Raw genomic sequence first — 22885 nt, 5'->3', positions numbered from 1 at the left:
GTTGTATCCAGCCTGCCAGCACCGGCTCGCAACGTCCAGTGTTGCGATGCCGCAAATTCGCTTCAATGTCTGGCATAGTGGCCGAGGTTATCCATCGCGCAACGGCCCATGAAGACCTCGTTCCCGAAACAAGACATCAAGGTGCTCCTGCTGGAAGGCGTCAGCCGCAGCGCCGTCGACAGCTTTCACCGCGCAGGCTACAGCCAGATCGAATATCTCGAGAAAGCGCTGCCGGAAGCCGAACTCAAGGCCCGCATCGCGGATGCGCATATCGTGGGTATTCGTTCCCGCACTCATCTCTCTGATGAGGTACTTCAGCAGGCTAAACGGCTAATTGCCGTGGGCTGTTTCTGCATCGGCACCAATCAAGTGGACCTGGACTCGGCGCGCCGGCTGGGCGTGCCGGTGTTCAATGCGCCCTACTCCAATACGCGCAGCGTGGCCGAATTGGTTATCGCTGAAACCATTATGCTGCTGCGCGGCATTCCGCAGAAGAACGCGCTGTGCCATCGGGGCGGCTGGACCAAATCGGCCGCCGGCAGCTTCGAGGTACGCGACAAGGTGCTGGGTATCGTTGGCTACGGCCATATCGGTACCCAGGTAGGCGTGTTGGCCGAGAGCCTGGGCATGCGGGTGATCTTCCACGACATCGAGTCCAAGCTGTCGTTGGGCAACGCTCGCGCCGCGGAGAGCCTGGAAGATCTGCTCGAGCGCGCCGACGTGGTGACCCTGCACGTGCCCGAAACACCGGCCACCAAGCTGATGATGGGTGCGCCCGAACTCTCGCGTATGCGCAAAGGGTCGGTGCTGATCAACGCGTCGCGCGGTACCGTGGTCGATATCGAGGCACTGGCCTCAGCGCTGCGCAGTGGCCATCTGTCCGGCGCCGCGGTGGACGTGTTCCCGGCGGAGCCGAAAGGCAACGACGACGCCTTCGTCTCGCCGCTGATCGGCATGGACAACGTGATTCTCACGCCCCATATCGGCGGCAGCACGCTGGAAGCGCAGGACAACATCGGCATCGAAGTCGCCAGCAAGTTGGTGCGCTACAGCGACAACGGATCCACGCTCTCGGCCGTGAATTTCCCCGAGGTCTCGTTGCCTGAGCACCCGCGCAGCCGCCGCCTGCTGCACATTCACCGCAATGTGCCGGGTGTGCTTTCGCGCATCAACGAGCTGTTCTCGTCCGGCAACATCAACATCGACGCCCAGTTCCTGCAGACGGACAGCGAAGTGGGTTACGTGGTCATCGATGTTGCAGCGGACGAAAAACAGTCCGCCATCTTGAAGGATCAGCTTGCGGCGATTCCGGGGACTCTGCGCAGTCGCGTGCTGTACTGAGTGAGGCGCTGAGGTACCTGAAATGCGAGGGGGAACCTCATCGTCATTCCTGCGAAAGCAGGAGGAGCTTCACAACAGCCGCAGGCTGGTCATCCAGCGACTTTCGAAGCTCCGACGCCGTATAAAGGCACTGGATTCCTGCTTTCGCAGGAATGACGAGTGGGAAACTTGCCGCAAGCCCGGATGGACATGCATCCATCAACCAAAACAAAAACGGCGCCCAAGGGCGCCGTTCTCTTATCTGTTGCCGAATTGGTCGGGACGGCGGGATTCGAACCCACGACCCTCTGCCCCCCAGGCAGATGCGCTACCAGGCTGCGCTACGCCCCGACGATACGGCAAGACGAGAAGTCTACCAGCTTGGCTGGTAGTACCGAAAGCCTTGAATGAAAACTCAGCGACGCAGCAGCGCCAGTACTTCTTCCAGCTCCATGCGCACCTGGCGCACGATCTGATGAGAAATGCTCGACTCCATACGCGCCTGCGGGCCTTCCAGACGGGCGCGGGCGCCCGTGATGGTGAAGCCTTCGTCGTACAGCAGGCCGCGAATCTGACGAATCATCAGCACATCGTGACGCTGGTAGTAGCGGCGGTTGCCGCGACGCTTGACCGGATTGAGCGCGGGGAATTCCTGTTCCCAGTACCGCAGCACGTGCGGCTTGACGCCACACAGTTCGCTGACCTCACCGATGGTGAAGTAACGCTTCGCCGGAATGGCGGGGAGTTCGGTGTTATTCCCTTGGTCCAGCATAGCTCTCGACTCGCACCTTGAGTTTTTGACCCGGTCGGAACGTCACCACCCGGCGAGCGGAGATCGGAATCTCTTCGCCGGTCTTGGGGTTCCGCCCCGGTCGCTGGTTCTTTTGACGCAAGTCGAAGTTGCCGAAACCGGACAGCTTGACCTGCTCGCCCTTTTCCAACGCCTCGCGGACGACCTCGAAATAGGCGTCCACGAATTCCTTCGCCTCACGCTTGTTGAGGCCCACCTCGAGAAAGAGGCGCTCGGCCATTTCTGCTTTGGTCAGCGCCATCTTATCCTCGCAACTTCGCCTTGCATGCCAACTCCAACGCACCGACTGCTTCACGTATGTTACGGTCCGCGTCGTCGTCAGTAAGGGTGCGTGAAGCGTCCTGTAAAATCAAGCCCATAGCGAGACTCTTTCGGCCCGCTTCGACTCCCTTGCCGCTGTAACGGTCAAACAGGCGCAGCTCCTTGAGCTGGGCGCCTAGCGTCGTCCGGACCACCTGCTCAATCTGTGACCAGCTAACCGATTCCGGCACGTCCACCGCGATATCGCGGCGCACAGACGGGAAGCGCGGCACGGCCTGTGCCTTGGGCAGACGGCGGGCCAGCACGGGCTCCAGCTCCAGTTCGAGCACATGGACATCGGCGCCCAGGTCCAGCGCTTTAGCCAACTGCGGATGCAGGGCACCCAGATAGCCCACGGTGACGCCATCGCGGGTAACGCGAGCGCCGCGGCCGGGGTGCAGCCAGCCCGGCAAATGGTCGGCGTGGACCGCCCAACGCTCGGGCTCGCCGCCCCAGGCGATCAAGGCGTCGAGATCACCCTTGAGGTCATGGAAGTCGAGCGTGCGCGAGACCTCGCCCCACTGCTCGGCATGGGCTGCGCCGCAAGCCACTGCGGACAACGTCGGCGTTTCGGTGGGCGCGTCCTTACGGGCCGCGGCTTCAGCGCCAATGCGGAAGGTGCGGCCCAGCTCGAACAGGCGCACGCGCTCCTGCTGGCGGGCACGGTTATGCGACAGCGCCACGATCAGGCCCGGCAGCAGCGAAGGGCGCATCACGGCAAGGTCGGCCGACAGTGGATTGGCGAGCGGCACCAGCTGCTCAGTCATGCCCCAGCGTTGCAGCACGTCGTTGCCAATGAAGGCAAGGTTCACCGCTTCGTAGTAACCGCGCGCGGCAAGCTGCTCACGTACGGCCAATTCATTGAGGCGGGCTTCGGGTTCCACCGCGAGCGCCAACGCGCCGGCAGGGGTGCTGGTCGGGATGTTGTCGTAACCGTGGATGCGGGCGACTTCTTCGATCAGGTCCTCTTCGCGCTCGATGTCGAAGCGGCTGCTCGGGGCGGTGATCTGCCAGCCATCGGCCTGCGTTTCCACTTTCATGCCGAGCGCGGTGAAGATGCGCGCGACTTCGGCGTCGGCCACGTTTATGCCCAGCACGCGCTTCAGGCGTGCGCGGCGCAACACCACCGCCACCGGCTTCGGCAGATCGGCGAGGTTCTCGGCCACCAGCACCGGGCCAGCCTTGCCGCCGGCAATGGCAAGCAGCAGCTCGGTCGCGCGCTCCAGCGCACGCTGCGGCAGCGCTGGGTCAACGCCGCGCTCGAAGCGATGCGATGCGTCCGTGTGCATGCCGAGTTTGCGCGCACGCCCCATGATGGCGGCCGGCGCGAAGTGCGCAGACTCCAGGAACACATTGCGGGTGTCATCGGTGACACGCGAATCGAAACCGCCCATCACGCCGGCCACGGCGAGGCCGTGCTTGTCGTCGGCGATCAGCACGAAGCTTTGGTCGAGTTTCGCTTCGGAAGCGTCGAGCAGCTTGAGCGTTTCGCCGTCACGCGCATGACGCACGACAATGTCGCCCTGCAGCTTGTCGTTGTCGAAAGCATGCAGCGGCTGGCCGAGTTCGAGCATCACGTAGTTGGTGACATCGACCACGGCGCTGATCGGGCGCAGGCCCGAGCGGCGCAGGCGTTCTGCCAGCCACAGCGGCGTGCGCGCTTTCGTGTCGATGCCTTCGATGATGCGGCCGAGATAACGCGGCGCATCAGCACCTGCTTCAAGGCGGATGCCGCGGCGCGCGTCACTGGCTACCGGCGAAGCGGCCTGCTCGCCGGTCTTCACGTGGCTGCCGAACAGCGCGGCCACGTCGTGCGCGAGGCCATAGAGGCCCAGGCAGTCCGGACGATTCGGGGTGAGCTTCAATTCGAAGCTGGCATCCGGCAAACCGAGATACGCGGCAAGCGGCTTGCCCACTGGCGCGTCGGCCGGCAGCTCGAGCAGGCCAGAGGCGTCGGCGTCAACGCCCAGCTCCTTGGCCGAGCACAGCATGCCGAACGATTCGACACCACGCAGCTTGGCCGCCTTGATATTGATGCCGCCCGGCAGGCTCGCACCCACCATCGCCAGCGGCACCTTGATGCCGACGCGTGCATTGGGTGCGCCGCAGACGATCTGCAGCGGCTCACCCTGCCCTGCATCGACCTTGCACACTTGCAGGCGGTCAGCTTCGGGATGCTTTTCGGCGCCGATGATCTCGGCCACCACCACACCATCCAGGCCTTCGCCCAGCGGGGTGAGCTCTTCCACTTCCAGGCCCGCCATGGTCAACGCGTGGGCCAGTGCCGCGCGGTCAGCCTGAATCTCGACCAGTTCGCGCAGCCAGTTCTCGGAGAATTTCATGCGTGTCGGTTCCTGCTGCGTTTACGCGAACTGCTTGAGGAAGCGCAGATCGTTCTCGAAGAACGCGCGCAGATCGGAGACGCCATAGCGAAGCATCGCAAAACGCTCCACGCCCAGGCCAAACGCAAAGCCCGTGTAGCGCTCCGGATCGATGCCGCAGTTCTTCAGCACGTTGGGATGCACCATGCCGCAGCCCAGCACCTCGAGCCAACGCGTGCTGCCGTCTTCCGCATCCCAACGGATATCCACCTCAGCCGAGGGCTCGGTGAAGGGGAAATAGCTGGGGCGGAAACGCATTTCGAAATCGCGCTCGAAGAACGCACGGATGAATTCGGCCAGCGTGCCCTTCAGGTCGGCGAAGCTCGACGTTTCATCGACCAGCAAGCCTTCGATCTGGTGGAACATCGGCGAATGGGTCTGGTCCGAATCGCTGCGGTACACCTTGCCCGGCGCAATGATGCGAATCGGTGGCTGGCGCCCCTGCATCGAGCGCACCTGCACCGGCGACGTATGCGTGCGCAGCAGGCGACCATCACCGAAGTAGAAGGTGTCGTGCATGGCGCGCGCCGGATGGTGCGGCGGAAAGTTCAGCGCCTCGAAGTTGTGCCAGTCATCCTCGATCTCCGGACCATCGGCACGCTGGTAACCCAGGCGCGAGAAGATCGCGGTGATGCGCTCGAGCGCTCGCGTGATCGGGTGGATACCGCCACGCTCGCCGTCGCGGCCTGGCAAGGTAATGTCGATGGTTTCCGAAGCGAGGCGATGATCGAGCTCCGCCTGCTCAAGCACCTGCTTGCGTGCGGCCAGCGCGTCGGCAAGGCGATCCTTGATGCGATTGACCTCGGCACCACGCGCCTTGCGCTCTTCGGGCGACAACGCACCCAGCGCTTTCAGCGCGGCAGTCACGATGCCGCTTTTGCCCAGCAGACTGACGCGCAGCGCGTCGAGCGCCTCGAGCGTATCGGCCTTGTCGATATCGGCCAGCGCGGCGACCGCGCGGCTATCCAGATCGTCCATCGATGCGATTCCGGTGTGGAAGTCAGAAACAAAAACGGGGAGGAGGCTGATGGCCTCCTCCCCGCTTGATCACATCATATCGTCAGTGCGCAGAGCGCTCGACGATCAAGCGGCCAGACTGGCCTTCGCCTTCTCTGCGATCGCACCAAACGCCTTGATGTCGTGCACGGCGATGTCTGCCAGCACTTTGCGGTCGACGGTGATGCCGGCCTTGGCCAGGCCATTGATCAGACGGCTGTAGGACAGACCGAACTGACGGGCAGCAGCGTTGATACGCACGATCCACAGAGCGCGGAACTGACGCTTGCGCTGCTTGCGGCCGATGTAGGCGTACTGACCGGCCTTGATGACGGCCTGGTTAGCTACGCGGAAGACTTTGCGACGGGCGTTGTAGTAGCCCTTCGCGCGGCCAATGATCTTCTTGTGACGACGACGGGCGGTAACGCCACGCTTAACACGAGCCATGGTTCAGTCCTCCGCCTTAGAGATACGGCAACATGCGTGCTACACCCTTGGTGTCGCATGCCTTGACGTGGTTGGTCGCACGCAGACCGCGCTTACGCTTGGTCGACTTCTTGGTCAGGATGTGCGACTTGAAGGCGTGACCGGCCTTGAACTTGCCCGATGCGGTCTTGCGAAAACGCTTCGCAGCCGCCCGGTTGGTCTTGATCTTGGGCATGGAAATGCTCCTTGATGGGGATTGACCCCGGTTTCTGACTGATCTGGCGGCACCCCTGAGGCGCTCTTTCCGTCCTGCCAGCATCGGTTCACGACCCGTCCTGGTGGGTCGAACCGGCGATTATACGGAGCAAATCAGGGTTTTGCTAGCGCCAGGGCTATCCGAACCGCAAGCCCGCTCCCTTTGGATGCGAGCAGCCGCAAAGGCGGGGCCGCTCTTAGCTCCCTCTCCCCGCCGGGGAGAGGGCTGGGGTGAGGGGACACTCTTGCCTCATCGCCTGGTCGAGCGGCCTTTTGCGTGATTCTGGCGCGCTATCGCGAGTGGGCTCGCCTGCCGCGGGCTTCCGTCCTCCTGCCGGAGGCCGGGTCACTTTCTCTTGCTTGCCCAAGAGAAAGTAACCAAAGAGAAGGGCACCCCGCTTGGCGCTGGCCGGCTGCGCCGACCAGTCCGTGAGGGCCGGCCGGGCTTTTCGACGGGGCTCCTGCCCCGGCGAAAAGTGCCTGGCGTCCTGCCAGGCACCCCTTCGGGGCCTGATCGCCCGACCCTCACCGCCGCACAGGGGGCCCAAAGGTCAAAAGCGCAAAGCCCGCACCTTGTCCGGCGACTAGCAACAAAAAAAGCGACCCGCAGGTCGCTTTTTTCTTGATTTACCGAGAATTACTTCTTCTTCGGCCCGATCATCATGACCATCTGGCGGCCTTCCAGGCGGGGGAAGGACTCGACCACGCCATTCTCGCCCACATCCTCCTGGATCTTCTTGGCCAGATTCTGGCCCAGGTCCTGGTGGGACATTTCGCGACCGCGGAAGCGGATGGTGACCTTGACCTTGTCGCCTTCCTCAAGGAAGCGAAGCATGTTGCGCAGCTTGATCTGGTAGTCGCCCACATCCGTAACCGGACGGAACTTCACCTCTTTGATCTCGACCTGCTTCTGCTTCTTCTTGGCGGCCTGGGCCTTCTTCTGGGCTTCGAACTTGAACTTGCCGTAGTCCATGATGCGGCAGACCGGCGGATCGCCGTTCGGCTGGATCTCAACCAGGTCCATGCCCGCCTCTTGCGCCAAAGCCAGCGCCTCGTCACGGGTCAGGATACCGAGCTGTTCCGAATCTGCGCCGATCACGCGAACGCGCGGGACGCGGATTTCAAGGTTACGGCGATTGCCCTTAGTGTCGGTGGTAGCGATACCACAATCCTCCAGAAGAGTTCTTAAAAGTGCCGGCTCGCGCGCTTAGCGACGGGTCTCGGCTTCCAGGCGCTCGATAAACGCGACCAACGGCATGCTGCCGAGGTCCTCGCCCGAACGCGTACGCACAGATACCGCCCCCGATTCCTTCTCGCGATCTCCGACCACCAGCAGGTAAGGGACTTTCTGCAACGTATGTTCGCGGATTTTATAGCCGACCTTCTCATTGCGCAAATCGGCGTGTACGCGGAAACCTTTATCGACAAGGGTTTGCGTCACTTCGCGGACATAGTCGGCCTGGGCGTCCGTAATGCTGAACACCGCGGCCTGCACTGGCGACAACCAGGTCGGCAGCAGACCGGCATGATGCTCGATCAGGATGCCGATGAAGCGCTCCATCGAACCCACGATGGCACGATGCAGCATCACCGGGTGACGGCGCTGTGAATGCTCGTCTACGTACTCGGCGCCCAGGCGCTCGGGCATCATGAAGTCCACCTGCATCGTGCCGACCTGCCAGGCACGGCCGATGGAGTCCTTCATGTGGTACTCGATCTTGGGACCATAGAAGGCACCCTCGCCCGGCAACTCTTCCCAGGTCACGCCGGCAGCACCCAGCGCAGCACGCAGCGCATCTTCGGCGCGGTCCCACACGTCATCGCTGCCGATGCGCTTATCCGGGCGCAGCGCGATCTTCAGCGCGATATCGGCGAAGCCGAAGTCGCTGTAGACCTTCATGGCCTGCTGGTGGAACGCCGTCACCTCGGACTCGATCTGCTCTTCCGTGCAGAAGATATGACCATCGTCCTGCGTGAACGCGCGCACGCGCATGATGCCGTGCAGCGCACCCGAGGGCTCGTTGCGATGGCACGCGCCGAACTCGCCGTAGCGGATCGGCAGCTCGCGATAGCTATGCAGATCGGTATTGAAGATCTGCACGTGACCCGGGCAGTTCATCGGCTTCAGGGCGTACGTGTGCTTCTCCGACTCGGTGAAGAACATGTTTTCCTGGTAGTTGTCCCAGTGGCCGGACTTCTTCCACAGCGAGACGTCCAGCACCTGCGGACAACGCACTTCCTGGTAGCCGCTGTTGCGGTACACGCGGCGCATGTGCTGCTCCACCTGCTGCCAGATGGCCCAGCCCTTCGGGTGCCAGAACACCATGCCAGGGCCTTCTTCCTGCTGGTGGAACAGGTCGAGCGCCTTGCCGATCTTGCGGTGGTCGCGCTTCTCGGCTTCTTCCAACTGGTGCAGGTAGGCCTTGAGGTCTTTGTCGTTGAGCCAGGCCGTGCCGTAGATGCGCGTGAGCATCGCGTTGTTGGAATCGCCACGCCAGTAGGCGCCGGCCACCTTCATCAGCTTGAACGCGCGCAGCTTGCCCGTATTGGGCACGTGCGGGCCGCGGCAGAGGTCGGTGAATTCGCCCTGCGAGTAGAGCGAAAGTTCCTCGTTCGACGGGATGCTTTCGATGATCTCGGCTTTGTATTCCTCGCCGATGCCACGGAAGAACGACACGGCCTCATCGCGCGACTTCACGCTGCGCGTTACCGGCAGGCCCTCCTTGACGATCTTCTCCATCTCCGCCTCGATCTTCACCAGATCGTCGGGCGTAAACGGGCGCTCATAGGCGAAGTCGTAGTAGAAGCCGTTATCGATCACCGGGCCGATGGTCACCTGCGCGCCGGGATACAAGCGCTGCACCGCCTGCGCCAGCAGATGGGCCGTCGAGTGACGGAGGATATCCAGCGCTTCCGGGCTCTTCTCCGTAACGATTTCGAGGCTGGCGTGGCGATCGATGGGGAAACTGGCATCCACCAGCTTACCGTCCACCTTGCCTGCCAGCGTGGCCTTGGCGAGGCCGGCGCCAATAGAGGCAGCCACATCCTGCACCGTCACCGGATGATCAAACGGGCGCTTGCTGCCGTCGGGTAGCGTGATTTCAATCATGTTCGCACCTGATAAAGACGCTCAATAGAACGTGTGTTTTGTAGAGCTCGACCGAGTCGATGGCGAGTTAACGTCGCTCACCGACAAAGCGTGCTTTTCGTGAAGAATCCGGTCATGGATGGCCGGTTTGGCTTTTGCCCGCCCGGACGGCGGGCAAAAATAAAGGCGCCATGCGCCCTCTCGTGAAACAAGGCGTGGCTCAGGTCAGCATGGGAAGTTCGTAGTTGCCATGTCACACACTCGACCAGCGCGGAAAGCGCGAGCCACCTTAGTCTCTGGATGGATTCGATAGAGACGCTAGTTTAGCCCACCACGGGCTGTCAATTCAGCATCACCCGCACCATCAGTCTCACAGCTGACAGCGATAGAATGCGCGCCCCTACCCTGGAGGTTACGCGATGCGCATGCTCGTCACCGGCACGGCCGGCTTTATCGGCTCCGCCCTGGCTGAGCGCCTGTTGGCGCGCGGCGACGAGGTCTATGGCATCGACAACCACAACGATTACTACGACCCGTCGCTCAAGGAAGCCCGCCTGGCGCGCTTTTCCGGCCACCCGAACTACACGCACCTGCGGGCCGATCTGGCCGACGCGGATGCCGTGAACAGGGCTTTCGCCGGCTTCCTGCCTCAGCGCGTGGTCAATCTGGCCGCCCAGGCCGGCGTACGTTATTCGCTGAAGAATCCGCAAGCCTACGTGCAGAGCAACCTGGTGGGCTTCGTGAACATCCTGGAGGCCTGCCGCCACGGAAAAATCGAGCATCTGGTCTACGCCTCATCCAGCTCCGTCTACGGCGCCAACCGCAAGCTACCGTTCGCCATCGAGGATGCCGTCGATCATCCGGTAAGCCTGTACGCCGCGAGCAAGAAGGCTAACGAGCTGATGGCGCACACCTATAGCCATCTGTACAACCTGCCAACGACAGGTCTGCGCTTCTTCACCGTGTACGGGCCATGGGGACGTCCCGACATGTCGCCCATGCTGTTCGCCGACCGCATAAGTCGCGGCGAACCCATCGACGTCTTCAATTACGGCAACCACAGTCGCGATTTCACCTTCATCGATGACATCGTGGAGGGCGTGATCCGCACCCTGGACCATGTCGCCTTGCCGGACCCCGCTTACGACGCTTTGCTGCCCAGCCCCGGCACATCCAGCGGGCCCTATCGCGTCTACAACATTGGCAATGACCAGCCCGTGCAGCTGCTGCGCTTCATCGAGCTGATGGAACAGCATCTGGGCCGCACGGTGGAGAAGCGTCTGCTGCCGATGCAGCCGGGCGACGTGCCCGATACATGGGCCGATGTGTCGGCGCTGCGCCGTGATGTGGGCTATGTACCCAACACATCCATCGAGGAAGGTGTGGCGCGCTTCGTGGCGTGGTACCGGGAGTACTTCCAGAAGTGAGTGAAGAGGAGTGAGAAACGAGAGAACCACTCTCACTTCTCACTCCTCTCCCCTATTTCCTGCTTCAGAACGGCTTGGCGATCACCAGGAAGATCACACCCAGCAGCACCAGCACCGGCAGCTCGTTCATGATGCGCAGCACTTTGCCGGATGGCAGCGCCCCTCCCTGTTCGCTGCGCTTAAGCAGACGGCCCGTCCAGCTGAAGTACACCAGCAGCAGCACGATCAGGGTGAGCTTGGCGTCGATCCAGTGCAGCGAAGCGACCACGTTCGGCAAGGTTTGCGGAAACAGCCGCCAGCCTTGCCATAAGGTCAGGCCGAACAGGAAGGCGATGCCGAACATGTTGTGGCCAAAACGGTAGAGCCGCCGCCCCATGAGTATCAGCCGCGCCTTGACGGCAGGCTCGTCACCGGCCTCCGCAATGTTCACCAGGATGCGCGGCAGGTAGAACACGGTGGCCATCCAGGCCATGACGAACAACAGATGGAGGCTCTTGATCCACAGATACGTCATCGACTGGCTCCTTCAGCGCAAAAAGAAACGGCGCGAACCCGAGGGCCGCGCCGTTTCGTCGGTATTGGTGGGCGGTACAAGGATCGAACTTGTGACCCCTACCATGTCAAGGTAGTGCTCTACCGCTGAGCTAACCGCCCGGAGCTCGCCCGGCATGCCGTGCGAGCCGCGCAGTATACGGGATCCCATCGGCGGCGACAACCGTCCCGTAAGCCCCACTCAACGCGCCGCTTTTTCGCGCAGCTGGTGGATCTGATCGCGAATCCGCGCCGCTTCCTCGAACTCCAGGTTTTCGGCGTGCTTGTACATCTGCGCCTCGAGCTTCTTGATCATGGCGGAGGCCTGATCGGCGTTGAGCGCGGCGTAGTTGGCACCTTGCTCCGCGATGGCGGCGCGGCGCTCGCCACGGTTGCCGCGGCCACGTCCCGGCGCCTCGCTGCGCGCCCCTTCCATGATGTCGGCAATGCGACGGACCACGGATTGCGGGGTAATGCCGTGCTCGGTGTTGTAGGCCTGCTGTTTCTCGCGGCGGCGCGCAGTTTCATCCATGGCTGCCTGCATGGAGCGGGTCACCGAATCGGCGTAGAGGATCGCCTTGCCGCGCAGGTTGCGAGCCGCTCGGCCAATCGTCTGGATCAGGGAGCCCGTGGAGCGCAGGAAACCCTCCTTGTCCGCGTCGAGGATCGCCACCAGCGACACTTCGGGCATATCCAGGCCTTCGCGCAACAAGTTGATGCCTACCAGCACGTCAAATTCGCCAAGGCGCAAGTCGCGGATGATCTCCACGCGCTCCACCGTCTCGATATCAGAGTGCAGATAGCGCACCTTGACCCCATGTTCGCCGAGGTACTCGGTGAGGTTTTCGGCCATGCGCTTGGTCAGCGTGGTCACCAGCACACGGTCGCCCATGGCCACGCGCTTGTGCACCTCGCCCAGCAGGTCATCCACCTGCGTACGCACGGGGCGCACCTCCACCTCCGGATCGATCAGACCCGTGGGACGCACCACCAGCTCCACGATGGCGTCACCGGATTTCTGCAACTCGTAGTCGCGCGGCGTGGCCGATACGTAGATGGAGCGCGGCGCGCGCTGTTCCCATTCCTCGAAACGCAACGGCCGGTTATCCATGGCTGATGGAAGGCGGAAGCCAAACTCCACCAGCGTTTCCTTGCGCGAGCGGTCGCCCTTGTACATGGCGCCCAACTGCGGAATGGTCACGTGTGATTCGTCGACCACCAGTAGTGCATCGGCCGGCAGATAATCGAACAGGGTCGGCGGCGCCTCGCCGGGGCCTCGGCGCGTAAGATGGCGCGAGTAGTTCTCAATGCCCTGGCAGTAACCCACTTCCGCCATCATTTCGATGTCGAAACGCGTGCGCTGATCCAGGCGCTGCGCCTCGACCAGCTTGTTGTCCTTGTACAACTGCTCCAGACGCTCTTTCAGTTCGACTTTGACGGTCTCGATGGCATTGAGCACGCTCTCGCGCGTGCTGGCGTAATGCGTACGCGGGTACACCGTATAGCGCGGCACTTTGCGAATCGTTTCGCCGGTGAGCGGGTCGAACAGCGACATGTTCTCGATGTCACCATCGAACAGTTCAATGCGCAGTGCTTCGGTTTCCGATTCTGCAGGAAACACGTCGATCACTTCGCCGCGCACGCGATAGGTACCGCGTTTCAACTCCATCTCGTTGCGGGAGTACTGCAACTCCGTCAGCTGCCGGATGAGTTGCCGCTGGTCGATATGCTCGCCCTTGGCCAGGATCAGGCGCAACGACAGGTAATCCTCGGGATCGCCCAGGCCGTAGATGGCCGAGACGGTGGCGACGATCAACGCATCCTTGCGCGACAACAGCGCCTTGGTGGCCGCCAGACGCATCTGCTCGATGTGGTCGTTGATCGAGGCGTCCTTCTCGATATAAGTATCGGACGCTGCCACGTAGGCTTCCGGCTGGTAGTAGTCGTAGTAGCTGACGAAGTACTCCACCGCGTTGTGCGGAAAGAACTCCTTGAATTCGCCATACAACTGCGCCGCCAGCGTCTTGTTTGGCGCCAGCACGATGGTAGGCCGCTGCACCTTCTCGATCACATTGGCGATGGTGAAGGTCTTGCCCGAACCGGTAACGCCCAGCAGCGTTTGCGCGGCGAGGCCAGCCTCAAAACCTTCGGTCAGCGCTCGGATCGCCCCGGGCTGGTCACCTGAGGGTTTATAGGGAGAGACGAGTTCGAAGCGATCAGTCATGGCAGGACACATGGGGGCTCGAGAGGCCATTCTAAATTGCCCCTGCTGACAGAGCCTGTCAGCAGGCAATGACGCCCAGCACCCCGGATCGACGACTGTCACCCATCGCCCTACCCCGTAGCTTGAACCCGCGGGCAACGCAGGAGGCGGCGCATGGGATCAGGGCGAAGAGGTACACCACGACGGCTAGCCAAGGGATTCACACTCATCGAGCTGATCGTGACCTTGGCCGTCACGATCACGCTTGCCTGCCTTGCCGCGCCCGCGCTGAGCCGCCTGGGCAACCGCAGCCGGCTGCAGGCCATGCAGATGGAGCTGATCTCATCGCTGAATCACGCGCGCGGATTGGCCGTGACTTCCGGACGACGCACGCTGCTCTGCCCGTCCCAGGCGGGCCGGCGATGCGACGATGGATTGCACTGGGAGGCCGGCTGGCTGGTCGGCCATTACCGCAGCGGTCAAGCCGACCAGGTGGATGGAGAACCGCGGATGGTGATTCCTGGCAACAGCCGCCTGACCATTCTGAGCAGCGCCGGTCGCAAGCGCGTGCGATACCAGAGTGACGGCACCGCCGGTGGCAGCAACGTGACCTTCACCCTCTGCGTACGCGGCGAGGCCGAAGGCGCATTGACCGTGGTCACTTCCGGCGCTGGCAGGGTCTATGGCGCCAAGGCCTCGGCTGACGAGGGAAAGCAGTGCGCCAACAGCGGCCCATAACATGCGCGAGGCCGTGAAGAACGCAAAAAAACAAGGCCGCGCATGACTGCGCGGCCTTGTCGAATATGGCGCCCGAAGTTGGACTCGAACCAACGACCCCCTGATTAACAGTCAAGTGCTCTAACCGGCTGAGCTATTCGGGCGGGGTGAGCTGGATAGTTTGAATATCCAGCCCCGGGCTGTCAAGACGTTTTAGCCATCGAATCGCCTTGAGAATCGCCGGAAATCAGGCGGTCTTGCCCGTCAGCACCCGATAGCACGGCACGTAGGCCGTCCCGCCGGGAAGCTTCATGCGGTCCTGAGCCACAAACGCCTTCAGCAGTTCGTCGAGCGAATGCATGATGTCGGCGTCGCCGTCGATGTCGAAGGGCCCCTCCTTCTCGATGGCACGCAGACCCTCTTCCTTCACATTGCCTGCGACGATGCCGGAGAACGCGCGACGCAGGTCTGCCGCCAGCTCGTGGCGCGGACGGTCGCGATGGATGGCCAGTGCACGCATGGCTTCATGCGTGGGACGGAACGGCAGCTGGAACGCGTATGGAATATTCAGCGACCAGTTGAAGAAGAACGCATCCTTGTTGTCCAGGCGATAGTTGCGCACCTTCTCGATGCCACGAATCATCGCGCGTGCCACCGCCGCCGGATCGTCCACGATGATCTGGTAATGCTGTGCAACGCTGTCGCCCAGCGTGAGGCGCAGGAAGCGATCGATCTGCTCGAAATAGGCCGCCGACTTCTTGGGGCCGGTGAGGATGAGCGGGAACGGCATGCCGGCATTGTCCGGGTGCATCAGGATGCCGAGCAGGTAGAGGATTTCCTCGGCCGTACCCACGCCACCCGGGAACACGATGATGCCGTGGCCCATGCGCACGAATGCTTCGAGGCGCTTCTCGATATCCGGCATGATCACCAGGTGATTCACGATAGGATTCGGCGACTCGGCCGCAATGATGCCCGGCTCGGTGATGCCGATGTAGCGGTTATTACGATGGCGCTGCTTGGCGTGCGCGATGGTGGCGCCCTTCATCGGGCCCTTCATGGCGCCCGGGCCGCAACCCGTACAGATATCCATGCCGCGCAGGCCGAGCTGATAACCCACCTGCTTGGTGTATTCGTATTCGTCGCGCGAGATCGAATGACCACCCCAGCACACCACGAGGTTCGGGTCGACCTGCGGCTTGAGAATGCGCGCGTTGCGCAGAATCTCAAACACCGCATGGGTGAGGCCCACGCTGTCGTCGAGGTCGAAGCTGCCCTGCTCCAACTGCGTCGACACATAGACGATGTCGCGCATCACGGCGACCAGCAATTCATTGATACCGCGAATGATCTGGCCATCCACGAAGGCCTGGGCCGGCGCGTGGGTCAACTCGATCTTGATGCCGCGATCCTGCTGCAGTACCTGGATATCGAAATCCGGATACTGCTCGAGCATGCCGCGGGGGTCGTCGCTCATGTTGCCCGAGGTCAGCACCGCCAGCGCGCAGCGGCGCAGCAAGGCGTGCAGGCCCGATCCGCTGGCATCGCGCAGGCGCGCCACTTCGTTTCGGGAAAGAATATCCAGGCCACCAGCGGGGGAAATACGCGCGCTGACAGTGGCGGCTCGGCCGGTCTTGCCGGCTTGGGTGTCATTCATTGAAGCAGTCTCCTAGCCGCGCCTTCGCGGCTCGTACGTCCGGGCAAAACGCGGCGGACCGCGTAGCTTCCCGCGCCGGGCATGGCAGGGTCAAGCCGCAGACTGTCTCATCGCCCCTAAACCCACAAAAAAACCGGCGCCCTTGCGGGCGCCGGCTCGGTTCGCCAGATCTTTCGACCCGATCAGAACGTGTACTTCACACTCAGCATGGCGGACCAACGCTGCGACGGGCTCAGCGACTCGTTCACCGGCAGCGGGGACGCATTCGGCGCGTAGTTGCCGTTCTTGTCCTTATAGTTTTTGCCGGAGATGTCGTAGTAGTAATTGCCGTTGGCGTCGACGCCGCTCACGTCAGCCAGGTTGCGCACGCCCGGGAAGCTCGCACGACGTTCCACACCCCAACGCTTGTTGAGCATGTTGGTGAAGTTGTAGATGTCCAGGGCGATGATGCCCTTGTTGCCATCGAACAGACCCGGGATTTCCTGACGGAACGACAGGTCGAGCTGGCTGATCCACGGTGCGCGGTCGGCGTTGCGGCCAGCAATGTCACCCTTGTGCTTGCTCAGGTAGTCGTTGCTGTTGATGTAGTCCATGAACTGCTGCTTCATCTGGCTCGTCACCGCAGAAGCCCACTTCACGTCGTTCACCGACTTCGGAATGTAGACCAGATCGCGGGCGTAACCGTCGCCGTTGATGTCGTTGCCGAAGGTCCAGCTGTACGGCGAGCCGGAATGGCCGTCGTACATGGCGCTCACGGTGGTGGCGTAGTCGCCGAAGAAGCGATGCTGCCAGGTCAGCGAAGCGATCACGCGATACGGCACCGAGTAGGCCGACGTCGTGGCTTTGTCTTCGTTCGGGTTAACCCAGACGTTGTTGTTGTAGTTGGAGTTGGCAACGCTCGACGAGCCCGGATTCACATCGGTGGAACGGTTGTAGCTGAAACCCACCATGCCGTACCAATCGTCTGCAAAGCCCTTCTTGAACGACAGCGTGAGGTTGTCCGAGCTGCCCTTCTGGGTATTGGTGAGCAGCGTGGTGGCACGATCGAACGCCGGGTTCTGGTTGGCGCGCTCGTTGGCCGAGGAGAGACCATTGGCGCTGGCAGTCCCTGCCGTGCCCTTGACGTTGCCGTTCCAGTACAGGTTACGGCCGTCCTGAGCGAGACGCGTCGGCGCACCGATGTTGATGTTCTTGTAGAAGATCGCGTCGCGCACCTGCAGATGGACCCACTCCAGCGACCCAACGATGCCCATCCAGGGCAGCTCGCGATCGACGGCGAGGTTCATCTTCCATACGGTCGGCTGCTTGAAGCTCGGATCAACCGTATCCACGGCCATCTTGGCGGCCGACGAACCGAGCGTCGTCGAGTTACCCGGAATGATCGGGTTGTTCGGGTCGTACGACGGCGCCGGCTTGATGCCGACGTTCGGCAGCACCACACCCGGGAGGCCACTCTTGGCGTCGGTGATGTTCCAGGTGCCAACGTTGTAGCCGTTGTTGGCGTAAGCGTTGGAGAGCCACACGCTCGGGTTGTTCGCGATGAACAGGCCCGCGCCACCGCGCAGCTGGGTCATGCGCTCGGTGTCGAACTGGTAATTGAACGAGATACGCGGCTGCACCACGCGGTTGCCGCTGACGCGCGTGTTGTTCGGGTAACCGAAACCGCCCTTGGAAGCGACGCACGCCGGGGTCTTGCCGTCAGCCTGGTAGGCCGTAAATGCCTTGCCCGGCGCAGCGGCGAAGCAAGGGTTCAGCAGCGGCTGATCGTCCGTGATCGGAATATCCACGCGCACGCCGTACTGCAGCGACAGACGGTCCGTAGCCTGCCAGGTGTCCTGCAGGAAGATGCCGTACTGGTTCAGTGTGTAGCGGGCCGCGACGTCGTCCAGCGAGTAGCCGTTGACCGGACGCTTCATCTGGTAGTTGTACCAGGCCCCCTTGGGCCAGGCGGCCAGGTTGAACTGGTACGAACCGAAGTAACGCGGCACGTACGCGTTGTAATACTGGTCACGCTCGTAGTCCACGCCGCCCTTCAGCGTGTGGTCGCCCAGGTACAGGGTGCCGGCGAAGTAGGCATTCCAGGACTTCACGTTCAGTGCGTTGACCTGACTGTTCGGCTCGGTGCCCAGCGCCACGTTGGTCGCGCTGTTGTTGCCGACGTCATTGTTCGGGTAGATCTGGAGGTACGGCTGGTCGCCACCCACCAGTGCCCCGCGGCTCTGATCGTACGTAGCGTACGAGATGGCCGATTCGGTCGAGAACTTGTCGGTCCAGTCATCGAACAGGTTCAGCGTGTAACTCTTGCTGTTGCGGTTCTTCGAGTACCAGTTGCTGCTCAGGTTGAGGTAACCGGCGGCGCTGGCCGTGGCGATCGGCTGCACTTCCTTGGTCTGGTTGTAGCGGAAGCTGGCGCGGTGATTGGTGTTGATGTTCCAGTCCAGCTTGACCAGGTAGCGCTTGTCGGTCAGATCGAACTTGTCGGTGTAGTTGCCCGGGTTCAGCCCCAGCGACTTGGCCTGGCTGATGATCTGGTCAACCTGTGCCTGGGTCAGGCCCTGCACGGTGTTGGTGTAATTGGAGTCCATCGGGCCGTAGCTGGAGCCCACGCCTTCCTTCTTGGACTCTTCATACGAAGCGAAGAAGAACAGCTTGTCCTTGAGGATCGGGCCACCCAGCGTGAAGCCGGACGTCCAGTTGCGATCGAAACCGGTGTACTTGGAGCTCTGGCCGTTGGCGTTGTCGAGCTCGCCCACCATCTTGTTGGTGTTCTGGTACGTGTAGTACACCGAGCCGTGGAAATTGTTGGTACCGCTCTTGGTCACCGCATTGATGTTGGCGCCCACACCGCGACGGGCGGAGACGTCATAGTTCGCCGTCGAGATGTTGTATTCCTCGATCGTGTCCTGCGAGATCGGCGTACCTACGCTGGCCAGGCCGTTGTCTTCCAGACCGAACGGATCGCCCGCGCTCACCGTATCGATGGTGACGTTGTTGTAGCGGAAGTTCTGACCCAGCGCGGAGATCTGGCCGCGGTCGCGGTCAGAGATGGTCACGCGCGGATCGAGGCGCACCACGTCCTGAATCGAGCGGTTCGGGGTCGGCGTAGCTTCCAGCTCACGGCGCGACACGTTGGTCGACAGGCCCTTGTTCTCGGCATTGAAGGTCTGCGACAACGTGGTCGCCGACACCGTCACGCCGCCGAGGTTCTGCGCAGCCGCCTGGGAGGCGCCCATGGTCACGTTGACGGCAGTGTCCTGCGCGAGCTGCAGGTAAACGTTGTCCTGTTCCGACTGGGTACCGTCCTTGGAAACCTTCACGTCGAACGGACCACCCACGCGCAGACCCTGGGCCGAGTAACGGCCGCTGGCGTCGGTGGTGGTGGTCTTGGTGGTGCCCGTCGGCTCGTGCAGGATCTGCACGGTGGCGCCGGAAACCGGCTGGCCGTTGGCGTCCAGCACGCGGCCACTGATCGAGGAGGAGGTGTCCTGTGCCAGTACCGGCGACGCCGCGAGCAGCGCCGCAATGGCCACCGGCAAAAGCTTGGTGCGCAATGCGTTGTTCATCGAGATTCAACCCCTACGAGATTCGCAAGAAAAAACACGGGACCAGCACAGAGGAGTCCCATGCCCCTCCGCCACCGTCTTAAGTGGCTGATTCCCTAGAAATGATTTGATGATCCTGGGGTACTCGGCGAGGCCGCCAGCCAGGAATCATCACGACGAATGTAGTCGCATTATATTACAAATTCGTAACTTCTTGACGTAAATCTCACAGTTCTTACGCTTTTCCTGACCCGTGAATCGCACTTCCTTACGACAAAGGGCGCCTCCCCTGACAGCGGCGAAAGGAATGCCTTTCCTGCCACGCGGAGTACGCCGCTCCAACGCGCTGCAGTGCTGGCCACCGCGCCATCGCGAGGGCAAAAAAAAACCGGCCCCTTGCGGGGCCGGCTAGCGGGTTCAACGGTGTTGTCGCTTAGAAGAACGAGGTACCGAAGGTCACCACGTACGCACGCGGCTGCAGCAGGCCATAGGTCGGCGAGCTGGTGTAAAGCGAGCCGCTGGCCACGGCCAGGAACTGCGCCGAGCTCACGTACGAGAAGGCCTTGTGGTCGGTGAGGTTGGACACGTTCAACTTGATGTACGGGTTCTTCAGCCAGTCCCAGCTGTCGAACTTGTAGCCGGCGCTGAGGTTGAAGGTGGTGAAGCCCCCCACCCGCTCGGTGTTCATGTAGTCGCCGTAGAGCGAGCTGGTGACGCGTGCCGACAGCGTGGCCCACAGGTGGCTGCCATCGTCGTAGCCCAGGCTGACATTGCCGATGTTGCGGGCGGTGTCAGGCATGGTCTTGCCGTTGGTCGGATAGATGCCGTCGCCGCTGCCGCCATCGATGTTGCCCACGATCTTGGCCTGGGTGTAGGTGTAGGAGGCGTAAGCCGTCCAGTCCTTCGCCAGCTTGTAGCTCAGCTCACCGTTGAAGCCCTTCATGTGCATGCGATGCACCGAGGTGTAGTACGTGTAACCGGTGGCCTGGTCGTACGCACTCTGCTGCTTGTTGTTGTAGTTGCTGTTGTAGATGTCAGCGCTGGCCGAGAGCTGATCGCCGTAGTAGCGGTAGCCAAGGTCGGTGTTCCAGGCGCTTTCCGGCGCATTCGCCTGCTTCTGATCATCCAGCGTGTTGAGCAGCAACACCGTATTCGTCGGCACGCGGAAGGTCTTGCCGCTGCCGATGAAGAACTGGTTGCGCTCGTCGAGCTGGAACTTGATACCGGCCGTCGGCAGGAACTTGTTCCAGGTCTTGTTCGCGTCGATCAACTTCTGCTGCTTGGTGAGCGCACCGGCGGTCGAGCCCGGGTACTCCCATGCAAAACCGTCGCGCTTCTCCCACAGGTAGCTCACGCCAGCGGTGAAGGTCCACTGGTCATTCGGGGTCCAGTTGTCCGTGACAAAGCCCTTCTTGACCTCGGTGGTGGTGTATTCGTCATACACCTTCTGCGGCAGGCCGGTGCCCGGATACACGATGAAGTTGGAACGGCCCCACAGATCACCCGGATTACCCTGGTTGTCGACAGCGCCGTACACGTCTTCCTGGCTCTTGCGCGAACGCTCGTACCACACGCCGTACTCGAGGCTGTTGTCGAGGCCGAAGTCCTGATTGAACTTTGCAATCACACCCGGACGGTAGGTGGTCGCCGCCGAATAGGAATAGACCACGCCCTTGCTGTTATTGGTGACCTTGCCGTCACCGTTGACGTCCTGGTTTGCATAACCGAAGCGATCCAGCGGCGAGGTGCTTTCCGTCACCGTCGCGGCCGCGCCGCCACCGCCGTTGCCGTACCAGAAGTACGGCACCACCGACAGGCGCAGGCTATCAGCCAGCTTGAACTCACCGTCCAGGCTGAACAGGTAGCTGCGGAACGGATTGGTGCGCAGGCCGTAGTAGTAGGTGTTGTTGCTGATCGCTGCCGGCGAAGAGCCCGACATCCAGGTCGGCTGGTAGTCAAAGTTGTAGCCGTTCTGCGCTACCTGGGCCTTGGTGACCGAACGGTAGGCAATGTTGTTTTCGCGGTTGTACTGCAGCGAGGCGCTGATGGAGTTGTCGCTGTTGATCGTCCAGATCGACTTACCGTCGACCTTGGTGACATTCATGTCACCCGGACCGCGCCACTTGTCGGCACTGTTGTTGGAGTACGACAGCCAGGAGCGCACCGGGCCGGTGTCGCCCGTGTTGAGGCGGATAAAGGTGCGGCGGTAGTCGTTATTGCCGAAGGTCTGGGTGAAATCGACGCCTGCCTGGTGCGAGGGATCGATGGTGGCCCAACCGATGTGGCCGCCCGACGCGCCGGAGTCCGGCATATCCACGTCCGGAATGCCCTGCAACACGGTGATGTCGCCCATGTTCTCGGAGTCGCCGTACTCCGTCGCGTACACCGAGTAGCTGCCCGAGTCGGTGATCGGCGCGCCATTGAGCGTCATGCCGATGTCCGACGAGTCGAAGCCGCGGATGCTGTAGTGGCCGTTGGCCAGACCGGTCACGTCGTCCGTGGCGGCATTGACGCCCGGAATGCTGCCGATCATCTGGGTGAAGTTGGAACCCGGCGAGGCCTTTTCGATGGCATCGCGCGTGACCGTCGAAACCGACTTCGGCGCCGTCTGCACCGACATCAGGCCGCCGCCCAGCGACAGGCTATCGGCCTGCACCGTCACGGTGTTCAGCTGCTGAACGCGCTTGGTGTCGTTGGACGTCGTGGTGTTGGAGGTGCTCGACGCGTTGCTGCGCTGATTGGCCGCCTCTTTGTTGGCGCTCGCCGGGTCGGCCGGGCCGCCGGCGTCCTGCGCAGCTGCAGAACCTGCCGCCATACAAAACACGACAGCGATCGCCATGGAAAGGTGGTTTCGTTTCATCTTCGTCGATTCCAGTTTTATGAGATGGGGGAAGCAGCCGGCGCAAAGGGGGAGCCAGCTGGCAGCGAGAGCAAGGGATGCTTGATGCGGCACATGCAATTTCTTTCGCCGTATCGAAAGAAATAGCGCAAGCGATTGTCCATAAACGCAAAATCCTGCCGCTTAACGTAAATTTAAACGTTTTCTCAGGGCGTAAAAAAGCCCGACCGGAAAAGGTCGGGCAACATTTACGAAATCCATTGAACCCCGCTGGCTAACGCAGGCAATGCCCCTTGAGCACTAGCCAACGCGGCTAAGGTTTACATAAGTATTTTACAAAGAATTTACCGTTTAATCACGGTGAGATCGAAAAAAGCTGTCCTATCCGAAAG

The 22885-nt window shown here is 61.9% G+C and carries 16 protein-coding genes and 3 tRNA genes; 3 read left to right on the top strand and 16 right to left on the bottom strand.

The window, feature by feature from the left end:
* The first annotated feature begins 108 nt into the window (after nucleotides 1–108).
* The gene (gene serA / locus OQE56_RS06745) at nucleotides 109–1341 is read left to right on the top strand and encodes a phosphoglycerate dehydrogenase (protein WP_267222770.1); all 1233 of its coding nucleotides are present in this window, start codon (nucleotides 109–111) and stop codon (nucleotides 1339–1341) included.
* Between the two features lie 253 nt (nucleotides 1342–1594).
* Here serA and OQE56_RS06740 read toward each other — a convergent pair.
* The 9 genes from OQE56_RS06740 to thrS all read right to left on the bottom strand — a co-directional run bounded on the left by OQE56_RS06740 (nucleotide 1595) and on the right by thrS (nucleotide 9598).
* Nucleotides 1595–1671 (bottom strand) — tRNA-Pro (locus OQE56_RS06740).
* A gap of 64 nt (nucleotides 1672–1735) precedes the next feature.
* On the bottom strand, nucleotides 1736–2092 hold the full coding sequence (locus OQE56_RS06735) for a MerR family transcriptional regulator (RefSeq protein WP_019467383.1): 357 nt from the start codon (nucleotides 2090–2092) through the stop codon (nucleotides 1736–1738).
* The gene (gene ihfA / locus OQE56_RS06730; protein WP_026635111.1) at nucleotides 2073–2372 is read right to left on the bottom strand and encodes an integration host factor subunit alpha; all 300 of its coding nucleotides are present in this window, start codon (nucleotides 2370–2372) and stop codon (nucleotides 2073–2075) included. The genes OQE56_RS06735 and ihfA overlap by 20 nt, the downstream gene beginning before the upstream one ends.
* A 1-nt stretch (nucleotide 2373) precedes the next feature.
* Nucleotides 2374–4773, bottom strand: coding sequence for a phenylalanine--tRNA ligase subunit beta (gene pheT, locus OQE56_RS06725; protein WP_267222764.1), 2400 nt, complete (start codon nucleotides 4771–4773; stop codon nucleotides 2374–2376).
* A 21-nt stretch (nucleotides 4774–4794) separates the two neighbouring features.
* The gene (gene pheS, locus OQE56_RS06720) at nucleotides 4795–5790 is read right to left on the bottom strand and encodes a phenylalanine--tRNA ligase subunit alpha (RefSeq protein WP_267222762.1); all 996 of its coding nucleotides are present in this window, start codon (nucleotides 5788–5790) and stop codon (nucleotides 4795–4797) included.
* A gap of 105 nt (nucleotides 5791–5895) precedes the next feature.
* Complete coding sequence (gene rplT / locus OQE56_RS06715) at nucleotides 5896–6255, bottom strand: 50S ribosomal protein L20 (RefSeq protein ID WP_017463630.1); 360 nt, start codon at nucleotides 6253–6255, stop codon at nucleotides 5896–5898.
* 16 nt (nucleotides 6256–6271) lie between these two features.
* On the bottom strand, nucleotides 6272–6469 hold the full coding sequence (rpmI, locus tag OQE56_RS06710; protein ID WP_038615747.1) for a 50S ribosomal protein L35: 198 nt from the start codon (nucleotides 6467–6469) through the stop codon (nucleotides 6272–6274).
* Between the two features lie 657 nt (nucleotides 6470–7126).
* A complete protein-coding gene (gene infC / locus OQE56_RS06705; RefSeq protein WP_304529332.1) occupies nucleotides 7127–7651 on the bottom strand; it encodes a translation initiation factor IF-3 in 525 nt (174 codons plus the stop codon).
* A gap of 45 nt (nucleotides 7652–7696) precedes the next feature.
* A complete protein-coding gene (thrS, locus tag OQE56_RS06700) occupies nucleotides 7697–9598 on the bottom strand; it encodes a threonine--tRNA ligase (protein WP_267222751.1) in 1902 nt (633 codons plus the stop codon).
* A gap of 398 nt (nucleotides 9599–9996) precedes the next feature.
* On the opposite strand from thrS, the gene OQE56_RS06695 reads away from it, so the two are divergent.
* On the top strand, nucleotides 9997–11004 hold the full coding sequence (locus OQE56_RS06695; RefSeq protein WP_267222749.1) for an NAD-dependent epimerase: 1008 nt from the start codon (nucleotides 9997–9999) through the stop codon (nucleotides 11002–11004).
* A gap of 64 nt (nucleotides 11005–11068) precedes the next feature.
* On the opposite strand, the gene OQE56_RS06690 is transcribed toward OQE56_RS06695, so the two are convergent.
* From OQE56_RS06690 to uvrB, 3 genes are all read right to left on the bottom strand, one after another.
* The gene (locus OQE56_RS06690) at nucleotides 11069–11518 is read right to left on the bottom strand and encodes a CopD family protein (RefSeq protein WP_267222747.1); all 450 of its coding nucleotides are present in this window, start codon (nucleotides 11516–11518) and stop codon (nucleotides 11069–11071) included.
* 65 nt (nucleotides 11519–11583) lie between these two features.
* Nucleotides 11584–11658 (bottom strand) — tRNA-Val (locus OQE56_RS06685).
* 79 nt (nucleotides 11659–11737) lie between these two features.
* Nucleotides 11738–13759 carry an excinuclease ABC subunit UvrB gene (uvrB, locus tag OQE56_RS06680; protein WP_267222745.1) on the bottom strand — a complete coding sequence of 674 codons (2022 nt, stop codon included), beginning with the start codon at nucleotides 13757–13759 and terminating at the stop codon, nucleotides 11738–11740.
* Nucleotides 13760–13912: 153 nt separating this feature from the next.
* Here uvrB and OQE56_RS06675 point away from each other — a divergent pair, with 153 nt between their 5' ends.
* Nucleotides 13913–14476, top strand: coding sequence for a GspH/FimT family pseudopilin (locus tag OQE56_RS06675; RefSeq protein WP_267222743.1), 564 nt, complete (start codon nucleotides 13913–13915; stop codon nucleotides 14474–14476).
* 66 nt (nucleotides 14477–14542) lie between these two features.
* On the opposite strand, the gene OQE56_RS06670 is transcribed toward OQE56_RS06675, so the two are convergent.
* The 4 genes from OQE56_RS06670 to OQE56_RS06655 form a co-directional block, all read right to left on the bottom strand.
* Nucleotides 14543–14619 (bottom strand) — tRNA-Asn (locus OQE56_RS06670).
* Nucleotides 14620–14702: 83 nt separating this feature from the next.
* Entirely contained in the window at nucleotides 14703–16112 is a 1410-nt protein-coding gene (gene ppnN / locus OQE56_RS06665; RefSeq protein ID WP_267222741.1) for a nucleotide 5'-monophosphate nucleosidase PpnN, read from the bottom strand.
* A 182-nt stretch (nucleotides 16113–16294) separates the two neighbouring features.
* On the bottom strand, nucleotides 16295–19675 hold the full coding sequence (locus tag OQE56_RS06660) for a TonB-dependent receptor (protein WP_267222739.1): 3381 nt from the start codon (nucleotides 19673–19675) through the stop codon (nucleotides 16295–16297).
* A gap of 412 nt (nucleotides 19676–20087) precedes the next feature.
* The gene (locus tag OQE56_RS06655; RefSeq protein ID WP_267222738.1) at nucleotides 20088–22514 is read right to left on the bottom strand and encodes a TonB-dependent receptor; all 2427 of its coding nucleotides are present in this window, start codon (nucleotides 22512–22514) and stop codon (nucleotides 20088–20090) included.
* Nucleotides 22515–22885 lie beyond the last annotated feature (371 nt).

The organism is Dyella silvae, from assembly GCF_026421305.1.
GTDB lineage: Bacteria > Pseudomonadota > Gammaproteobacteria > Xanthomonadales > Rhodanobacteraceae > Dyella > Dyella silvae.
Note: the sequence above shows the minus strand (reverse complement) of the source record. Positions and strands in the feature narration are given on the sequence as shown.

Coding starts and splice junctions, on each gene's coding strand:
- serA (WP_267222770.1), top strand. CDS start 109: ATGAAGACCTCGTTCCCGAAACAAGACATCAAGGTGCTCCTGCTGGAA.
- OQE56_RS06735 (WP_019467383.1), bottom strand. CDS start 2,092: ATGCTGGACCAAGGGAATAACACCGAACTCCCCGCCATTCCGGCGAAG.
- ihfA (WP_026635111.1), bottom strand. CDS start 2,372: ATGGCGCTGACCAAAGCAGAAATGGCCGAGCGCCTCTTTCTCGAGGTG.
- pheT (WP_267222764.1), bottom strand. CDS start 4,773: ATGAAATTCTCCGAGAACTGGCTGCGCGAACTGGTCGAGATTCAGGCT.
- pheS (WP_267222762.1), bottom strand. CDS start 5,790: ATGGACGATCTGGATAGCCGCGCGGTCGCCGCGCTGGCCGATATCGAC.
- rplT (WP_017463630.1), bottom strand. CDS start 6,255: ATGGCTCGTGTTAAGCGTGGCGTTACCGCCCGTCGTCGTCACAAGAAG.
- rpmI (WP_038615747.1), bottom strand. CDS start 6,469: ATGCCCAAGATCAAGACCAACCGGGCGGCTGCGAAGCGTTTTCGCAAG.
- thrS (WP_267222751.1), bottom strand. CDS start 9,598: ATGATTGAAATCACGCTACCCGACGGCAGCAAGCGCCCGTTTGATCAT.
- OQE56_RS06695 (WP_267222749.1), top strand. CDS start 9,997: ATGCGCATGCTCGTCACCGGCACGGCCGGCTTTATCGGCTCCGCCCTG.
- OQE56_RS06690 (WP_267222747.1), bottom strand. CDS start 11,518: ATGACGTATCTGTGGATCAAGAGCCTCCATCTGTTGTTCGTCATGGCC.
- uvrB (WP_267222745.1), bottom strand. CDS start 13,759: ATGACTGATCGCTTCGAACTCGTCTCTCCCTATAAACCCTCAGGTGAC.
- OQE56_RS06675 (WP_267222743.1), top strand. CDS start 13,913: ATGGGATCAGGGCGAAGAGGTACACCACGACGGCTAGCCAAGGGATTC.
- ppnN (WP_267222741.1), bottom strand. CDS start 16,112: ATGAATGACACCCAAGCCGGCAAGACCGGCCGAGCCGCCACTGTCAGC.
- OQE56_RS06660 (WP_267222739.1), bottom strand. CDS start 19,675: ATGAACAACGCATTGCGCACCAAGCTTTTGCCGGTGGCCATTGCGGCG.
- OQE56_RS06655 (WP_267222738.1), bottom strand. CDS start 22,514: ATGAAACGAAACCACCTTTCCATGGCGATCGCTGTCGTGTTTTGTATG.